Source organism: Rhodoferax ferrireducens (genome assembly GCF_049302455.1).
Lineage (GTDB): Bacteria > Pseudomonadota > Gammaproteobacteria > Burkholderiales > Burkholderiaceae_C > Rhodoferax > Rhodoferax ferrireducens_B.
In genome coordinates, this window is sequence record NZ_JBAQMD010000050.1 from 1 (window position 1) to 18,409 (window position 18,409).

Here is an 18,409-nt window from a genome sequence, read left to right on the forward strand (position 1 = left end):
GTGTTTGGACAGCAACTTGACGTCTTTTTGCTTCACCCATTTGGTGACCTCGATAAATCCGTTGAAACTGGCTCCCAGTCTAGCTTGCAGCCGGTTTATGAGACGTCAACTGCCGGAAATAGGATCATGCGTTTGACTTTGCCAAGTATGGTCATCGCTATCTCGCAGAGGTTCAATACCGCTTCAACCGGCGCTTTGACCTGTCCGTCATTTTGGTTCGGCTGCTACGAGCGGCATCGCTCACCGCGGCCCACCCAGAGCGCATCATTCGTACGGCTGAGGTTGGGGGCTAATCAGGAAAAATAATGGAAGAAGCGTAATGCGTGAAACCTTGGGCGAAAAGTAGCCGCTCTAACTCTCATGGCTCGGCGACCGTCCCGAATGATGAAGCCGTTCGCCCTGAGCCGGTCGAAGGGGGTGGTTCGATCCTTCGACAAGCTCAGGACAGGCCAAGCTCACCACGAACGGTATTTCGCGTTAAGCCAGCGCTTCCATCAGCTCCGTCTCGATTTCGATCTGCGCGCGGTTGTGTTGCAGCTCCGGCCCCTCGATCAGGAAGGTGTCGTCCACCCGTTCCCCCAGCGTATTGATCTTTGCCAGTTGCAGGTTGATTTTGTGCCGCGCCAGCACCCGTGCCACGCAGTACAGCAGCCCAACCCGGTCACTGGCGGAGATGTTGAGCAGCCAGCGTTGCCCTTTCTCGTCCGGGCGCAGGGTGACGCGGGGCGTGATCGGGAAGCTTTTCACCCGGCGTGACACCCGTCCGCGACTGGGTGGCGGCAGGGGGCCCGCTTCTGCCAGGACGCGACTAAGCTCGCTCTCCACCATGCTGGTCAGCTCGCGATAGTGGTCGGGCAGGGCGGAGGTGACCACCTGAAACGTATCCATGGCGTAGCCGTTGTTGGCCGTGTGCACGCGTGCGTCCAGAATGCTGAAGCCGCCCTGGTCAAAGTAGCCGCAGATGCGGGCAAACAGGTCGGCTTGGTCCGGTGTGTAGACCACCACCTGCAGTCCTTCACCCACCGGTGATTTGCGCGCCCGCACGATCGGTTTGCCGGCGCCCACGTGGCGCGAGAGTTGCCGCGTGTGCCAGGCAATGTCGGCGGCATCGTGGCGCAGAAAATAGCCCACGTCCAGCGTCTCCCACAGGCGTTTGTGGGCCTCAAACGGCTGGGCGTGCAGGGCCAGCATGATCAGTGCATCGCGCTTGCGGGCTTCCACTTCATCGTGTGGATCGGCGGCGTGACCACCCAGAACCCGCAAGGTCAGGCGATACAGGTCTTCCAGCAGCTTGCCTTTCCAGGCATTCCAGACTTTGGGCGAGGTGCCGCGAATGTCGGCCACGGTAAACAGGTACAAAGCGGTCAGATAACGCTCGTTGCCCACGCGTTTTGCAAACGCGGCGACGATGTCGGGGTCGCTCAGGTCGGACTTTTGCGCCACCCGGCTCATCGTCAGGTGCTCGTGCACGATGAACTCGATCAGTTGGGTGTCTTCCTTTGAGAAAGCGTGCTGCTTGCAAAAGCGGCGTGCCTCGACGGCGCCCTGTTCCGAGTGGTCGCCGCCGCGGCCTTTGGCGATGTCGTGAAACAGCGCCGCCGTGTACAAGATCCAGGGTTTGTCCCAGCCCGCGGCGAGTTGGGAGCAAAACGGGTACTCGTGGGCGTGTTCCACGATAAAGAAGCGCCGCACATTGCGAAGCACCATCAAGATGTGCTGGTCGACCGTGTAGACATGAAACAAGTCATGCTGCATCTGCCCCACAATTTTGCGAAACGCCCACAAGTAGCGCCCCAGCACCGAGGTCTGGTTCATCAGACGCATGGCGTGGGTGATGCCGCTGCGTTGCATCATTATTTGTTTGAAGGTTTCGCGATTGACCGGGTCGTTGCGAAATTTGCCATTCATCAGGTCGCGGGCGTTGTAGAGCGCGCGCAAGGTGCGTGCCGACAGCCCTTTGAGGCCGGGCGTGGTCTGATAAATCAGGAAGGTTTCCAGAATGGCGTGCGGCTCGCGCTGGTACAAGTCGTCGCTGGCCACTTCCACCAAGCCCGCCTTGTCATAAAAGCGTGCATTGATGGCTTGCGGCGCTTGGGTCGACGGGTTGAGCCGCTCCTCAATGTTGAGCAACAAAATCTGATTGAGCTGGGTCACGGCCTTGGCCGACCAGTAATAGCGCTTCATGAGCGCCTCGCTGGGGCGCACGAACGCCCGATTGTCGGTGTTGTCAGGGGGCGCCTCAAAGCCAAAAGACTGGGCCATCGCGTTTTGCAAATCAAACACCAGCCGGTCTTCACGCCGGCGCGCGAGCAAGTGCAGGCGCGCCCGGATCAGCCGCAAAACCGCTTCGTTGTGTTTGATCTGTTGGACTTCAAAGGCGGTGGCCAGGCCGCTTTTGGCCAGCGCGTCCCAATCGTTGCCATAGCCAGCCGCCTTGGCCACCCACAGAATGACCTGCAAATCACGCAGGCCGCCCGGTGACTCCTTGCAATTGGGTTCCAGCGCGTAGGGCGTGTCTTCAAATTTGCTGTGGCGCTGGCGCATCTCCAGCGTCTTGGCGATAAAAAAAGCGCCGGGGTCGATCGCTGAAAAAAACTGACGTTCAAATCCGGCAAACAGCTCGGCGCTGCCCGTGATCAACCGGGCTTCGAGCAGCGAGGTCTGCACCGTCACGTCGCGGGCGGCTTCCTCCAGGCATTCGGCGACCGTGCGCACGCTCGATCCGATCTCCAGCCCGGCGTCCCAGCAACTGCCAATAAAACCTTCGATCTGGGTCTTGAGTTGAGCGTCGTTGGCGGGTGAATGCTCGTTGGGCAACAGCACCAGCACGTCGACATCGGAGTAGGGAAACAGCTCGCCGCGCCCAAAGCCACCGACGGCAATCAGGGCAAACGGGCGGGTAAAACCGGCCTGCCGCCACAATATTTTGAGCGTGCCGTCGGCCAGCGCAGAGAGTTTGCCCAGCGTGGCCCGAACGCCGCGCGTGGTGGTCCCGGGCGAGGCGATGGCTTCCAGGATGGTGGATTTTTGCGCCCGATAACGGCTGCGCAGCGCTTGAAGATCGGTCATGCTGGGCCCCATAGTGCCTCCGTCGCTTGTTTCCAGGCGACGGGATGGCTGATCACTTTGTTACTGACAAATCAGCCGGCACCGGTACAAATGACGGAATGGCGGGGCCACCGGCGGACAGGGTCAGGACCTCGTAGCCGGTCTGCGTGACCAGCACCGTGTGTTCCCACTGTGCTGACAGCGAGTGGTCTTTGGTGACAATGGTCCAGCCGTCGCCGAGCTCCTTGATGTCCTTGCGCCCGACGTTCAGCATCGGCTCGATCGTGATCGTCATGCCGGCTTGGAGCTGCTCCAGTGTGCCGGGTCGGCCGTAGTGCAGGATTTGTGGTTCTTCGTGGAAGTTGCGCCCGATGCCGTGGCCACAAAACTCCCGCACCACGCTCAGGCCCTGGCCTTCGGCGAAAGTCTGGATGGCGTGGCCAATATCGCCCAGATAAGCCCCGGCCTTGACCTTGACAATGCCGCGCCACATGGCCTCGTAGGTCAGATGGCAAAGCCGTTTGGCGGCGACCGACACGTCACCCACCATGAACATGCGGCTGGAGTCGCCGTGCCAGCCGTCCTTGATGACGGTGACGTCAATGTTGACGATATCGCCTTTTTTGAGCGGCTTGTCGTTCGGAATGCCGTGGCAGACCTGGTGATTGATCGAGGTGCAAATCGATTTGGGGTAGGGGTTGTGGCCGCCGGGAGCATAGTTCAGCGGCGCGGAAATGGCCCCCAGCACTTGCGTGGTGTGCTCTTCAGCCAGCCGGTCAATCTCATTGGTGGTCACGCCGGGTTTGATGAACGGAGTCAGGTAGTCCAGCAGTTCGCCCGCCAGACGGCCCGCGACCCGCATGCCCGCAATGCCCTCGGCGTCTTTGTAAGTAATAGTCATGGGGCCAGATTATCCCATCGTGTTTTTGTTGGCGCTGGCGCGGGGTGTATAGCCCTTTTGACTGGCGCGCGGGGAGCGACGGGTAAAATTGGCGAGCTCTGGAATCCGTCGCTCGCGCGGCGTGTGCTGGAGCCCATTTCAATCTGTCAAGTCCCTCATCCAGGCCCCAAAAGTGACCCCGCACATCACCCCCTTCGAGGGCGGCTGCGCCCTCAGCCCGTTCCGTGTTCAACAGCTTCTGCCCAGCTTGCAGGCGATTCACGACAAGATCAACGGCGTGGCCGCACGCTTTGTGCATCTGGTCACGTCCGACGGCGAGCCGGCTCCGGCGCTCAAAGACAAGTTAGCGGCTTTGCTGACCTACGGTGAGCCCTATGGGGGGCCCAGCGATGGCGCCCTGATCGTGGTGACGCCGCGATTTGGCACCGTGTCGCCCTGGGCCTCGAAAGCGACCGATATTGCGCACAACTGCGGTCTGGCCGTGCGCCGGGTCGAGCGGGTGGTGGAGTACCTCGTCACTTTGAGAAGCGGTTTGCTGGGCAAGAAACCGACTCTGTCCGAAGCGCAACTGGCGCAGATCGGCGCCCTGCTGCACGACCGCATGACCGAGAGCGTGATGTTTGACCGCGCCAGTGCCTACGGTCTGTTCGCCGAGCTGCCGCCCGTACCGATGGCGCATGTGGACGTGCTGCACGGCGGCAAAGAGGCGCTGATGGCTGCCAACAGCCAGTTTGGCCTGGCGCTGGCGTCGGATGAGATCGACTACCTGGTGCAGGCCTTTACCCAATTGCAGCGCAACCCGACCGACGTGGAGCTGATGATGTTTGCGCAGGCCAACAGCGAGCACTGCCGGCACAAAATCTTCAACGCCGGGTTCACGATCGATGGCGTGGCGCAAGACATGAGCCTGTTCGGCATGATCCGCCACACGCATCAAACCCATCCGCAGCATATGCTGGTGGCGTACTCGGACAACGCCTCGGTCATGGAAGGCTCCCAGGTTGAGCGGTTTATAGCCAAATCAGCCTCTAGCCCCCGTGAAATAAGCCTGAGCAGCTATCAAAAGCAAAGTGCCACCCATCACATCCTGATGAAGGTGGAAACCCACAACCACCCGACCGCCATCTCCCCATTCCCCGGTGCCGCCACCGGGGCCGGCGGCGAGATTCGCGACGAAGGCGCCACCGGGCGCGGCTCCAAACCCAAGGCAGGCTTGACCGGCTTTACCGTGTCCAAACTCTGGCCCGATGCTTTGCCCGTTGGCTCTTCGTCCGCCGTTCGCTCTTTGTCGTCCGTTCGCCCTGAGCCTGTCGAAGGGCTTCGACCAGCTCAGCCCGAACGGATGAAAGAAGCTCAGGGCGAGCGGTCCACGGCTTATGGCAAACCGGACCACATTGCCAGCCCCTTGCAGATCATGATCGAAGGCCCGCTGGGTGGCGCGGCTTTCAACAACGAGTTTGGCCGGCCCAATTTGCTGGGTTACTTCCGCGAGTACGAGCAGGGTCTGAGTTACTCGGTGGTCGATGCCGCTGGCCTTGCAGCGCAGCAGCAAGAGCAGCGCGGCTACCACAAGCCGATCATGATCGCCGGCGGCCTGGGCGTGATCGACGCCACGCAGACGCACAAGATTGAGTTCCCGGCGGGCAGTTTGCTGATCCAGCTCGGTGGCCCCGGCATGCGCATTGGCATGGGCGGCAGCGCCGCCAGTTCGATGGCGACCGGCGCGAATGCGGCGCAACTTGACTTTGATTCGGTGCAGCGCGGCAACCCCGAGATCGAGCGCCGGGCTCAGGAGGTCATCAACCAGTGCTGGCTGCTGGGCAATGGCAGTGCAGACGGGGAGGGCGCAGTCCCAGGCAACCCGATTCTGGCGATCCATGACGTGGGCGCGGGTGGTTTGAGCAACGCCTTCCCGGAGCTTACCAACGACGCCGGGCGCGGTGCCCGCTTCGACCTGCGCGCCGTGCCACTGGAAGAATCCGGCCTGGCGCCGAAAGAAATCTGGTGCAACGAGAGCCAGGAGCGCTACGTGCTGGCCATTGCGCCCGAGTCTTTGGCGCTGTTCACCGCCCTGTGCGAGCGCGAGCGCTGCCCGTTTGCCGTGGTCGGCGTCGCGACTGAAGCGCGCCAATTGGTCGTGACGGATAACTCCGTTCGCCCTGAGCTTGTCGAAGGGTTAGCTTCGCCCGTTCGTCGGGCTCACGACGGGCCAGGCTCAGCCCGAACGGAACCCGAGGACATGCCGGTAGATATGCCGATGAACGTGCTGCTGGGCAAGCCGCCCAAGATGCACCGCGACGTCAAAACCGTGGCGCGCACCTTTGCACCCGTCAACCTGACCGGTGTCGATCTGCAAAAAGCCTGCATCGACGTGCTGGCTAGTGCGACCGTGGCGTCCAAGCGTTTTCTGATCACCATCGGCGACCGCACCGTGGGCGGTTTGAGCCACCGCGACCAGATGGTCGGACCGTGGCAGGTGCCGGTGGCCGATTGCGCCGTGACGCTGGCGGATTTCAAAGGCTTTGCCGGTGAGGCCATGAGCATGGGCGAGCGCACGCCGCTGGCGAGCGTCAACGCGCCAGCCAGCGGGCGCATGGCTGTGGCCGAGGCCATCACCAATTTGCTGGCGGCGCCGATTGAACTGCCCCGCGTCAAGCTGTCGGCCAACTGGATGGCTGCGTGTGGCGAGCCGGGCGAGGATGCCGCGCTTTACGCGACGGTGAAAGCCGTCGGACTGGAACTGTGCCCCGCTTTGGGTATTTCCATCCCCGTCGGGAAAGATTCACTTTCCATGCGCACGCAGTGGACAGACGAGGAGGGCGCCAAAAAAGTGATCTCCCCCGTGTCCCTGATCGTGACCGCCTTTGCCACCCTGCCTGACGTGCGCGGCACCTTGACGCCACAACTGAACGCGACAGAGGACACAACGCTGTTGCTGGTCGACCTGGGCCGGGGCCAAAACCGCATGGGTGGCAGCATACTGGCGCAAACGCTGGGGCAAGTGGGCGACGAAGTGCCGGATCTGGATCACCCGCAAGACCTGGTGAACCTGGTCAACGCCGTGAACGCCTTGCGTGCGCAAGGCCAGGTTTTGGCCTACCACGACCGCAGCGACGGCGGCCTGTTTGCTGCGGTGGTGGAGATGGCGTTTGCCGGCCACATCGGCGTCGCGCTCAACGTGGACATGCTGGTGTTGGAGGGCGACGGCATCACGGACAGCCGCATGGACTACGGCGACGCCAAAAACTGGGCCGGCCAGGTCAGTGGCAGGCGCGAAGAGCTCACGCTCAAAGCCCTGTTCAGCGAAGAGCTGGGTGTCGTGCTGCAGGTCCGCACCGTGCAACGCAACGAGGTCATGCAGACCCTGCGTGACCATGGCTTGAGCAAATACAGCCATGTCATCGGCAAGACCCGCCCGGTCGACTCGACCATTCGGGACGGCGTCGGCGAGGTGCAGGTCTGGCGCGACGCCAAAGTGGTGTTCAGCGCCAAATTGCAGGACCTGCACCAGGTCTGGGATGCCACCAGTTGGAAGATCTGCCAGCAACGCGACAACCCGGCCTGCGCCGAAGCCGAGCACGCTAGCGCCGGCGACCCGCAGGACCCGGGTTTACACGTCAAATTTATAGAAAATAAGGCTCTAGCCCCCGTAGAATATGCGCAAGTAGCTACTAAATCAGTAGCAAATATGGCAAGCCCCGCGCTCATGCTGACGCGCCCCAAAGTGGCCGTGTTGCGCGAGCAGGGCGTGAATTCCCACGTCGAGATGGCCTACGCCTTCACCGAGGCCGGTTTCGAAGCCTTTGACGTGCACATGACCGACCTGCAGAGTGGCCGCGCCAATCTGGCCGACTTCAAGGGTGTCATCGCCTGCGGTGGCTTCTCTTATGGCGACACGCTGGGTGCCGGTATTGGCTGGGCGCGCTCCATCACCTTTAACTCCGTGCTGGCCGAGCAGTTCAAGGCCTTTTTTGGCCGTTTGGATACCTTCGGCCTGGGCGTGTGCAACGGTTGCCAGATGTTCGCCGAGCTGGCCGACATCATTCCCGGCGCCCAAGATTGGCCGCGCTTCACCACCAACCAGAGCGAGCGCTTCGAGGCGCGCCTGAGCATGGTCGAAGTGCTGGAATCCCCGTCGCTGTTCTTCAAAGGCATGGCGGGCAGCCGTTTGCCGATTGCGGTGGCGCACGGCGAAGGTTTTGCCAACTTCAAGTACCGCGGTAACGCGGCACGAGCCATTGCCGCCTTGCGTTTTACCGATAACCATGGTGCCGCGACCGAGGCCTACCCATTCAACCCGAACGGCAGCCCCGGCGGTTTGACGGCCGTGACCACGCTTGATGGCCGCTTCACCGCCATGATGCCGCACCCGGAGCGCGTGTTTCGCAATATCCAGATGAGCTGGACCAACGGTGACCCGTCGGCTTTGAGCCCGTGGATGCAGTTGTGGCACAACGCCCGAAGGTGGGTGGACTGATCGTCAGCCGGGAATATCGACCCTGATCCCACACGGTGCAGCCATGGAACTTATTGGTCGACAAGCTGCGCAAATTCTCAGGCACCCCGGCGCATTCGCCATCCGCACGCTGAAGGGATTTCGCGCCAATCAGGGCCTGCTGCTGGCCGGGGCGGTCGCGTATTACGCCTTGCTGTCGATTGTGCCGATGCTCATCCTCACGGTGATAGCGCTATCGCACTTTGTCGATCAGGCGGCGCTGCTGCAGTCCCTGGGCCGATACCTTGAATGGCTGGTGCCCGGACAGTCCGGGGTGATCATTGCCGAACTCGCGAACTTCCTGCTGCACCGCGATGTTCTCAGCTGGGTGTTGCTGGCCAGCATGCTGTTTTTCAGTTCGCTCGCTTTCACGGTGCTGGAGAACGCCATGTCGGTGATCTTTCATCACCGTGTGGCGATACGCCGGCGCCACTTCCTGATCTCGGCCGTGATTCCCTATGCGTACATCCTGTCGCTCGGGCTTGGGCTGCTGCTGGTGACGCTGGTGGCGGGCAGCCTGCAGGCGATCGGCCAGCAGCGGGTGGAGTTTTTGTGGCGCAGTTGGTCACTCGGTGGCGTGTCCGGCGCGCTGCTGTACTTGCTTGGCCTCGCCGGGGAGATCTTTGTGCTCACCTCGGTGTACCTGGTGATGCCGGTCGGCCGGCTGTCGCTGCAGCACGCACTGCTGGGCGCGGTTGCTGCGGCTTTGATGTGGGAAGTCTCACGCCATGCACTCGTGTGGTATTTCACGACGCTGTCCCAGATTGGCGCTGTCTACGGGTCGCTGACCACCGCGATCGCGGTTTTGCTGAGTCTTGAGCTGGCGGCGACGCTGCTGTTGCTGGGCGCGCAGGTGATTTCCGAATACGAGCGCCTCGCGCTTGAGCAGCTCGACGCAGCACCGCAGCCCTTCACGACCCGCTCCCCCTAGGTGCGTCCGGGTCGACTCGCCGCAGGTCCCGCGCCAGGGCGCGGATGGCGTCCTCCTCCAGCGTTTCTTTCTCAAGCAGCGCACGCGCGCCGCGTTCCAGCACGTCGCTGTTGGCGCTCAGGATGACCGTGGCATGCTCAAAGCCGTCCATCACGATGCTGCGAATCGCCGCGTCGATATGGCGTTGAGTTTCTTCCGACAGGCGCGCGCCTTGCGGCAAGAGGCCGGGCGGCAGATCAAGCATTTGCTGCTGGCGCTGCGGCTCAAAGGCCACAAAACCCAGGTCTTCATCCATGCCATAACGGGTGACCATGTCATGGGCGATGTCGCTGGCCTTGGCCAGATCATCGGCCGCACCGGTGGACAGCACGCCGAACACCAGCTTCTCGGCGGCCCGCCCTGCCAGCAGCACCGAGACTTTTTGCTCCAGCTCGGGCCGCGTCATCAGGTAGCGGTCTTCGGTTGGGCGCTGAATGGTGTAGCCCAATGCGCCAATGCCGCGCGGGATGATCGACACCTTGTGCACCGGGTCGGTACCGGTTTGCGCCAGCGCGACCAGGGCATGGCCCATCTCGTGGAAGGCCACCGCCTCGCGCTCTTTCGGGTTGAGCACGCGGCTGCGGCGCTCCAGGCCCGCCACAATGCGCTCCACCGCCGCTGTGAAATCAGGCAAGCTCACCTGATCCGCCTTGCGCCGGGTGGCGACCAGCGTCGCCTCGTTCACCAGGTTGGCCAGGTCGGCCCCAGTGAAGCCTGGGGTCAGCGCCGCCACGTCTTCAAGTTTCAATGCGGCGTCGAGTGTGGTCTTGCGCACATGCACCTTGAGGATGTCAATGCGGCCTTTGCGGTCGGGCCGGTCGACCAGCACCTGGCGGTCAAACCGACCGGCCCGCAGCAACGCCGGGTCCAGGATTTCGGGCCGGTTGGTGGCCGACAGAATGATCAGGCCCACGGACGAGTCAAAACCATCCATTTCCGAGAGCAACTGGTTCAGGGTCTGCTCTTTCTCGTCATGGCCACCCAGGCCGGGGAAGGCGCCACGGGCGCGGCCCAGCGCATCAAGCTCGTCGATGAAGATGATGGCCGGCGCCATGCCGCGCGCTTGTTCAAACAGATCGCGCACCCGGGCCGCGCCCACGCCGACAAACATCTCGACAAATTCGCTGCCCGAGATCGAGAAGAAAGGCACGCCCGCTTCGCCCGCCACGGCCTTCGCCAACAAGGTCTTGCCGGTGCCGGGCGGACCCACCAGCAACACGCCTTTGGGGATGTGCGCGCCCAGGCGCCCATACTCCTGCGGATGTTTGAGGAAATCGACCACCTCTTCAAGTTCGTGGCGGGCCTCGTCCACCCCGGCGACGTCGGCAAAGGTGATGCCGGTGTTGGTCTGCATGTAAATTTTGGCGCGACTCTTGCCAACTGACAAAAAGCCGCCCATGCCCTGCTTGTTGGCAAAGCTGCGAAACAAAAAGAACCACAGCCCAAAGAACACCAGGGCCGGCACGATCCACGAGAGCAGGTCGCGCAAAAACGTGTTGTCCACAACCCGGCTGTAGGGCACGTTGTATTTTTCCAGGCGCGCCGCCAATTCGGGCTCGACCCGCACCGCCGCCAGCGTCGTCTTGTTGCCCTCCGGTGTTTTCAGCCGACCGGTCACCGTGCGCTCGGAAATCGTGACGTCGGCGATGCGCTCTTCAGTGAGCGCTTTTTCGAACTCGCTGTAGGGCACGGTCTGCACCTGGCTGGCGCTTTGCCAGAAGTTCTGCAGCAGCACCAGCAGCATCAGCGCAATCAGCCAGTAACCCACATTCCAGGTATTTTTCTTGTTCAATTCAGGCCCCCAAGACCGTGCTTGTTGAAACCGTTAGACTACGCCCGGTATTTGGCGTGCCCATGACAAATCTCAAGTGTGCTGTTGTCAGACTTCATAGCATTCATGTCTGCGGCTCTGCTGTCGCGTTGACTCTTGAGGAGGGATAGGACATGGCACAAAATTCACAAAGCCTGACACTGGCCCGGGCACAGGCGCCGGGCAGTCGGTTGACCGTGCGCTCTGGCAAGCGCCTCTTTTTGCAACTGGAGTTGGGGTGATGGACCAGATGGCTGCTTCGGTGAGACCGGAGCTTGACCTGCTGACCCGCCTTCTGGCGCGCCTGCAACCGCACTTTGACATTCCCCTGCGGCTGGTCTTGTGGAACGGCGCGCAGCATGATCTGGGCACTGATCCGCTGGTGACGGTGCAGCTGTCGGGGCCGCGCGCCTTGCGGCATTTTTTGCCCCCCAGCCTGGACAATCTGGCCGAAGGCTACGTCAGCGGCCAGTTTGATGTGCTGGGCCGGGCGCAGGATATTGTGGATGTTGCGTCCAGGCTGGCCGAAACCGGCGTGCCCATGCGCGGCCGCTTTGGGCGCTTGTTCAATCCGGCGCGCCACGACCGAGCGCGGGATGCGCGCGCCATTGAGCAACATTACGATGTTTCCAACGACTTTTATCGCCTCTGGCTGGACGAGGCCATGGTCTATTCCTGCGCCTATTTTCCGAGTGGCACCGAGACACTGGCCGCAGCACAGACGGCCAAGCTTGATCACATTTTGACCAAGCTCATGCTCCAGCCAGGCGAGCGGCTGCTTGACATCGGTTGTGGCTGGGGCGCCTTGGCCATGCGTGCCGCGCAAAAATTTGGTGCGAAGGTGGTGGGTGTCACCTTGTCAAAAAACCAATACACGCTGGCGTGTGAGCGCGTCGAGCAGGCTGGTTTGGCCGGCCAGGTTGAGATCAGATTACAGGACTACCGCGATATTGACGAGCGCGATGGACTGTTTGACAAGATCACCTCGGTGGGTATGTTCGAGCACGTCGGACTCCTTCATCTGCCGTCGTATTTCGCCAAAATAAGCGCCCTGCTCAAGGACGGCGGGCTGGTGCTGAACCACGGCATTACCTCGACCGATCCGGACAGCGGGGAATGCCCCTTGGGGGCGGCCAGTTTCATTGAAAAATACGTGTTTCCCAATGGTGAATTGCCCCATGTCAGCAAAGCGCTCAAGGACATGCAAAGCGCCGGGCTCGAAGCGCTTGATGTGGAATGTCTGCGCCGCCACTATGCCCGCACGCTGGCCTTGTGGTCGGACAACTTTGAGAGTCAAAGTGACGCGATTCGCAGCAAGGTGAGTGAGACCACGTACCGCGTCTGGCGCATTTACCTGGCGGGTTGCGCGCATGCCTTTGCGCAAAATTGGGTGTCGATCTACCAGGTGCTGGCGTGCAAGGCCGGCACCAGCGAGGCGCTCAATCCAACGCCTTGGTCACGCGCTTACATGTACCCAAACAGTCAGTCCCATTGACAATTCTCAATCCATTCAGACTGCGATTGACTATACTGAAACGGTACTTCGCAAGGAACGCCGGAAGGCGTGCCAACCGGGTACGATGCTGGGGGGTTCAAGCAATTGAACCGAGTCTTGATGCTCAACATCAAGACGGATGAGGACGTCCCCAGACGCGTCAGCCTGACACGCTGACCTGGGTTCCTCGCCACCACCGCCAGCCCCTCAAAAAGGCTGGCGGGTCTTTTGGTGCTTAGGATCGGGGACGCAGCTTCGTCCAGCGACCTAGGAATGGGCCTGAAGAAACTTTCCGATCTCTCCAAACGCTTCCTGACCTTCCGGCAAATCCGGGTGATAGATCTGCCAGACATGGACCATATGGCGCCAGGTCTGAAAGGTGACGGGCGAACCGGCCGCGATGGCCTTATTGACGTAGCGTCGGCTGTCGTCGAATAGCATCTCGGACTCGCTGGCCTGCACCAGCAAGGGCGGCAGTCCCGACAGATCGCCAAAGACCGGTGACAGAACCGGGTCACTGGGACGCAGGCGATTTTGCAGCCAGGTGGCCCACAGCAGCACAGTGCGGGGAATCCTGGTCAGCGGCTTGAACAGCGGCCCCAGCATGGGATCGGTGTCGAGATTGTTTTTCAGGCTCGGGCTGCCCAGGGTGGCATCGGTGGCGGGCGACAAGGCCACGGCGGCATTGGGCGCACGCAGGCCCTGGTCGCGCACCCAGGCGATCAGGGACAGCGTCAGGTTGCCACCGGCAGAATCTCCGGCCACAAAAATGGCACTGGCCGCCTCTGGACCGGCGGGCCCATGGTCGAGCAGCCAGCAGTAGGCGGTACGGCAATCCTCGATGCCCGCCATGCGTGGATGTTCCGGCATCAGCCGATAGTCGATGGCCAATACGGCAGCATTGGCGACTTCGGAAAATTTGCGCGTCAGTCGGCGGTGGCTCTTGGGGCTGCCCATGGTGTAGGCCCCGCCATGGATGTAGAGCAGGCGGCGTCGATGATCAACTCCGGCTGCCAGCACCCATTCGGCAGGGACGCCGGATGCGTTGACGGCGATGACCTGGGTCGTCGGATCGCTGTCAGCGAACAGGTTGTCCATGTAGTTACGCAGCAGGGCCAGATGCTGGCTGCGCGGCGTGCTCTTGAGCGTTGTGGCAATGCCGCCGAGCGAGGTCACCACCGCCTGGTGCGCTTCACTGGGCGCAGCGTCGATCAGATGGCGCTGGCCGGCGGGCTGATCAAAAGCGCTCAGGTCAGCGCCTTGCAAATAGAAGGCCCCGATGACCCAGACGGCCATGACCAGCGCCAGCACCCACAGCAGTATTTCAGTCACTTTGGATTTACTTGGTGATCTTGCTGTTCTTGGGGTAGCCCAAGCGGGCCAGCGCCTGTTTCACGCGCGCATCAAACGCGTCACTGACGCTGTTGATACTGTCGTCGACCACTTTGCTGGCGTCATTGATGCGATGCTTGAGCATGTCGGCGTTGCTGTCGATGGTGCCGCGAGCCTGGGATTCCATTTTTTCACCGGCCTTGACCAAGGCCTCAAAGGCTTTCTCGCCTTTGGTTCCGGTCGAGGTCGTGACCTTGGCCAGTGCACCCAGGCCCGCGAGCCAGATGGCGCGCTGCGAATCGATCAATTTGAGTGAGGCATCCCGCGTCAAGTGCACGACCGAGCTCACTTTTCTGCGACCTTGCGTGGCCACCTGTTTCAGGGTGGTGGTCTTGGCTGGCGCATGCGCCCTGGTTTTTGCCGCTGGGGCCTTCGACCTTGGTTTGCTGACTGCTTTGACGACAGCCGCTTTGGCAGCGACAGTCTTGTTTGCCAGTGTCTTTGCGGTTTTTTTGGCAGTGCTTGTGGTTTTCGAAGCCATGAAAAATCCCCTTGTTCAGTGATGAAACCGGCCACCAATTAAATGCATGGCGGCATTGCGAGGGCAAGTATCCATCAGCTCCTCTAGGGAAGGCACCTTAACTTGGGATCAACCGACTGAGCTGTTCAGGGGTCGCTTGGGAAAGAAGTTGATGGGCACTTCACCCAGCCCTGGCGCGAGGGACTTGATGGTTTGCTGCAACACCGAATTTTTGATCGTGCCCATGACATGCATTTCACACGGCTTGCAGTCAAAGCGCAGGGTGAGTTTCTCGCGTCCGTTGATGAGCTGTAATGGCTCGGCCTTCACCGTGCCCTGCACGCCGACCACGCCCTTGGCCTGTTTGGGGCACAAGCTCAACGAAAAACGCACGCAGTGCTTGGTGATCATCAGGCTGACTTCACCCAGTTCTTGCGCTGCTTCAAAAGCGGGCGCAACCACCTTGACGCCGTGGCGTGCGTAAAAGGCATGGGATGCCTGGTTGAAAACATTGGCCAGATAGCTCAGTGTGTCTTCAGGGTAGGGTGCTGGCGGCTCGACGGCAGCGGCGCGTGGCAGTCGCCTGAAGGCTTTGGCGCGTGCGGTTTCCAGTGCCTCCAAAGCGTCCCGGCGCAATGGGTTGAGGACGGACGGGGGCACAAACCAGGCTTGTGAAAATTCCACCTGCACCGTCAGCGCCGTAAAAATGCTGCTGCCCATTTTGCTGAGGTGCTCGCGCAGGCTCGCGTTGGCGACTTCCCTGTCCTTGGCCAGTGTGCCGGTCAGGGTGGCGTGGGCAGTGGCCGTCACGCCGTCTTCGTCGGTCAGGCTCAAGGCCAGGCCTTGTGGTGTATCTGCCAGATGTAGCCAAACGCCAATGCGCCGGTCGCTTGATTTCTTCTCCAGGCCGCGCACCCACTCGGTATCGCGGTTGCGGTTGACTTCCACGCCTCTGCGCAGGTCCTTCAGATCACTCAAGGCGTCTTTGGGAAACACGCGCCAGCGGCCCTTGGCAGCGTTGAGGCTTTCAGCCCGGTTGATGGCCAGGCCGACCAGCTCTTTTTGCAAGTCGTAGTAACAAAGACCGTCGCCGTTGTGCAAGGCCTGCGCCGGATCGCTCAAAGCCAGTTCCACCCAGTTGGGGCCGACCTGGGTCACGAAACCAATGGGTTGGCCGGGATTCTTGGGCGTGTCAAACGCGCCAATGTCCGCCTGACGGCCTTGCACAAAATAATCGGTGAACTCGCGGTTGAAGTTCTGGTTCGGGTCCGGTGTGAAGCTGAATGTGGTGCTGCCGCTGGAGGCGCGCGCCAAAGGCTGCTTGGAGGTCTGGCGTTCTTCAATCAGGGCATCCAGTAGCTTGCGGTAATGGGCCGTGATATTTTTCACGTAGCCCATGTCCTTGTAGCGGCCTTCAATCTTGAAGCTGCGAATCCCTGAGTCCACCAAGGCCGCCAGGTTGTCGCTCTGGTTGTTGTCTTTCATGGACAGCACGTGTTTGTCGTGCGCCACAAAACGACCTTTATCGTCAACCACCTGATAGGGCAGGCGGCAGGCCTGGTTGCATTCGCCCCGGTTGGCACTGCGCCCGGTGTGGGCGGCGCTGATGTAGCACTGGCCGCTGTAGGCCACGCACAGTGCGCCATGAACAAAAAACTCCAGCGTGCAGCGCGCCGGGTCGGTCACGGCACGGATGGCCAGGATTTGCGGCAGGGAGAGTTCGCGCGCCAGCACAATTTGCGACAGACCCACGTCCTGCAAAAAACGGGCTTTCTCTGGTGTGCGAATGTCGCACTGCGTGCTGGCATGAAGCTGGATCGGCGGCAGGTCGATCTGCAGCAAGCCCATGTCCTGGATGATCAGGGCATCCACTCCCGCGTCATACAGTTGCCAAACCAGCTTGCGCGATGGCTCCAGCTCGTCATCGCGCAGAACGGTGTTGAGCGTGACGAAGACACGGCTGTTGAAGCGGTGGGCATGGCGCGTCAGCCGGGCGATCTCGGTGACGCTGTTGTCCGCATTGGCGCGCGCGCCAAAGGACGGACCCCCGATGTAAACGGCATCGGCACCGTGGTTGACGGCTTCGATGCCAATGTCGGCGTCACGCGCCGGGGCTAACAGTTCGAGTTGATGGTCAAGCAGTGACATAGGCCCGATTATCCCCGGACCCCATGGCGTTTAAAGCGTCTTGAACCAATGAGTTATCGTTACACCATGACGCATCAACCCTTAACCCGTGCTGCCACCTCATCGTCCCTCCGATTTGACGCCGTGGACGCCCTGCGCGGCTTGGCGATGGTCTGGATGACCCTCTTTCATTTCAGTTTCGACCTGAACCAGTTTGGCTACATCAAGCAGGATTTTTACCATGCCCCGCTGTGGACCTGGCAGCGGACCGTGATCGTGAGCCTGTTTTTGTTTTGTGCCGGACTGGGGCAAGCCATTGCCGTGGCGCAGGGACAGCGTTGGCCACGCTTCTGGCGCCGCTGGGCGCAAATATTGGGCTGCGCGCTGCTGGTCACGGTTGGCTCCTGGTGGATGTTCCCGCAAAGTTATATCTACTTTGGTGTCCTGCACGGCATGGCGCTGATGCTGATCATTGCACGCCTGACCGCGCATTGGGGCGGGCGTTTGTGGTGGCTGGGTGGCGGCGCAATTGCTATTCAATTGATAGCTTCTTACGCCCTTCAGACGGGGGCTACAGCCCAATTGGCTGAAATGTTGAATTCCCCCCAACTGAACTGGCTGGGCTTGATCACACGCAAACCCATTACCGAAGACTACGTGCCGCTGCTGCCCTGGCTGGGCGTGATGTGGTGGGGTGTGGCGGCCGGGACCTGGTTAACGCGCCGCGGCGCCGCTTTGTCATGGCCCCTGCCCGCGGCGTTCAAACCGCTGGCGATGCTGGGGCGTTGGAGTCTGAGCTATTACATGCTGCACCAGCCGGTGTTGCTGGGCGGTCTGATGGCCGTCGGATGGTTGGCAACTTTGTCTTTATGAAACATTTGGCCTCCGTGATGCTTGCCCTGCGTACGAGGTTGCGGGACGTTTTCCGCATCTCTGACTGGCAGGTGATGCTATTGTGGTCGATCCCGGCCGGTCTGCTGGGCGCATTGGCCACTGAGCTGTTCCGCTCGGCACTGTTCGGACTGGACCGACTGGTCTTGGGGCAAGGTGGCAGTCTGGTGGCCATCGCGGTCCATTTGCCGCCCTGGCTGCGGGTGCTGGTTCCCACCGTCGGCGGCCTGCTGGCGGGCGGACTGCTGATGTTGGCCCTGGCTCGCGGCCAGGCCGCGCCCAAGACCAAAGGCGACTACATGGAAGCAACGGTCTTGGGTGACGGCTGCATTCCGGTACGGCTCAGCCTGATCCGTAGTGGCTCTTCGCTGATCAGCATTGCCAGCGGCGGCTCGATTGGGCGTGAAGGCTCCATGGTGCAACTGGCGGCACTCAGCGCTTCATTGCTTGGGCGGCTACGGCATTTTCCGGTCGATCGGCTTCGCTTGCTGGTCGCGTGCGGTGCGGCCGCCGGGATCACGTCGGCCTACAACGCGCCGATTGCAGGGGCTTTTTTTGTAGCTGAAGTCGTGTTGGGCTCGATGGCCATGGAAAGCCTAGGGCCGATCATGGTGGCGTCCGTGGTTGCGAACATCACGATGCGCGAATTTCCTGGCTATCAGGCCCCCTATGTGATGCCGGCATTTCCGTCGGGGGCAGGCGTGGAAGTGTTGCTGTTTGTCGTTTTGGGGATTTTCGTGGGGGGTGCCTCGGCCGTGTTTTTGCGCGGCTTGAGTTCCCGTCGCCGAATGTTTGAACGTCTGAGCCTGCCATTGCCGCT

General features: G+C 61.4%; 11 protein-coding genes and 1 pseudogene. 6 read left to right on the top strand and 6 right to left on the bottom strand.

Annotated elements, in window-relative coordinates; genetic code table 11:
- Positions 1-125: 125 nt before the first annotated feature.
- Positions 126-293 (top strand): annotated as a pseudogene (locus WA157_RS08920) (IS1595 family transposase); the annotation flags it as partial.
- 184 nt (positions 294-477) lie between these two features.
- Here WA157_RS08920 and WA157_RS08925 read toward each other — a convergent pair.
- Together WA157_RS08925 and map are read right to left on the bottom strand one after the other, a co-directional pair.
- Positions 478-3,069 carry a [protein-PII] uridylyltransferase gene (locus tag WA157_RS08925; protein ID WP_422620598.1) on the bottom strand — a complete coding sequence of 864 codons (2,592 nt, stop codon included), beginning with the start codon at positions 3,067-3,069 and terminating at the stop codon, positions 478-480.
- A 52-nt stretch (positions 3,070-3,121) separates the two neighbouring features.
- Positions 3,122-3,949, bottom strand: coding sequence for a type I methionyl aminopeptidase (gene map / locus WA157_RS08930; protein WP_422620599.1), 828 nt, complete (start codon positions 3,947-3,949; stop codon positions 3,122-3,124).
- A gap of 172 nt (positions 3,950-4,121) precedes the next feature.
- Here map and purL point away from each other — a divergent pair, with 172 nt between their 5' ends.
- Complete coding sequence (purL, locus tag WA157_RS08935; protein WP_422620600.1) at positions 4,122-8,426, top strand: phosphoribosylformylglycinamidine synthase; 4,305 nt, start codon at positions 4,122-4,124, stop codon at positions 8,424-8,426.
- Between the two features lie 43 nt (positions 8,427-8,469).
- Positions 8,470-9,375, top strand: coding sequence for a YihY/virulence factor BrkB family protein (locus WA157_RS08940; protein WP_422620601.1), 906 nt, complete (start codon positions 8,470-8,472; stop codon positions 9,373-9,375).
- Here WA157_RS08940 and ftsH read toward each other — a convergent pair.
- Positions 9,356-11,206, bottom strand: a complete 1,851-nt coding sequence (gene ftsH / locus WA157_RS08945; RefSeq protein ID WP_422620602.1) for an ATP-dependent zinc metalloprotease FtsH — start codon at positions 11,204-11,206, stop codon at positions 9,356-9,358. The two genes, WA157_RS08940 and ftsH, sit on opposite strands and share 20 nt — an antisense overlap.
- Positions 11,207-11,474: 268 nt before the next feature.
- Between ftsH and WA157_RS08950 the strand changes: the two genes are divergently transcribed.
- The gene (locus WA157_RS08950; protein ID WP_422620606.1) at positions 11,475-12,719 is read left to right on the top strand and encodes a class I SAM-dependent methyltransferase; all 1,245 of its coding nucleotides are present in this window, start codon (positions 11,475-11,477) and stop codon (positions 12,717-12,719) included.
- A gap of 267 nt (positions 12,720-12,986) precedes the next feature.
- Here the strand turns inward: WA157_RS08950 and WA157_RS08955 are convergent, their stop codons facing one another.
- From WA157_RS08955 to WA157_RS08965, 3 genes are all read right to left on the bottom strand, one after another.
- On the bottom strand, positions 12,987-14,051 hold the full coding sequence (locus tag WA157_RS08955; RefSeq protein WP_422620603.1) for an alpha/beta hydrolase: 1,065 nt from the start codon (positions 14,049-14,051) through the stop codon (positions 12,987-12,989).
- 7 nt (positions 14,052-14,058) lie between these two features.
- A complete protein-coding gene (locus WA157_RS08960) occupies positions 14,059-14,592 on the bottom strand; it encodes a phasin family protein (protein ID WP_422620604.1) in 534 nt (177 codons plus the stop codon).
- Positions 14,593-14,700: 108 nt separating this feature from the next.
- Entirely contained in the window at positions 14,701-16,719 is a 2,019-nt protein-coding gene (locus tag WA157_RS08965; RefSeq protein ID WP_422620605.1) for a peptidase U32 family protein, read from the bottom strand.
- Positions 16,720-16,785: 66 nt separating this feature from the next.
- On the opposite strand from WA157_RS08965, the gene WA157_RS08970 reads away from it, so the two are divergent.
- The gene (locus WA157_RS08970) at positions 16,786-17,571 is read left to right on the top strand and encodes a heparan-alpha-glucosaminide N-acetyltransferase (RefSeq protein ID WP_422620607.1); all 786 of its coding nucleotides are present in this window, start codon (positions 16,786-16,788) and stop codon (positions 17,569-17,571) included.
- 5 nt (positions 17,572-17,576) lie between these two features.
- The coding region (locus WA157_RS08975) for a chloride channel protein (RefSeq protein ID WP_422620608.1) at positions 17,577-18,409 on the top strand (833 nt) is incomplete at its 3' end.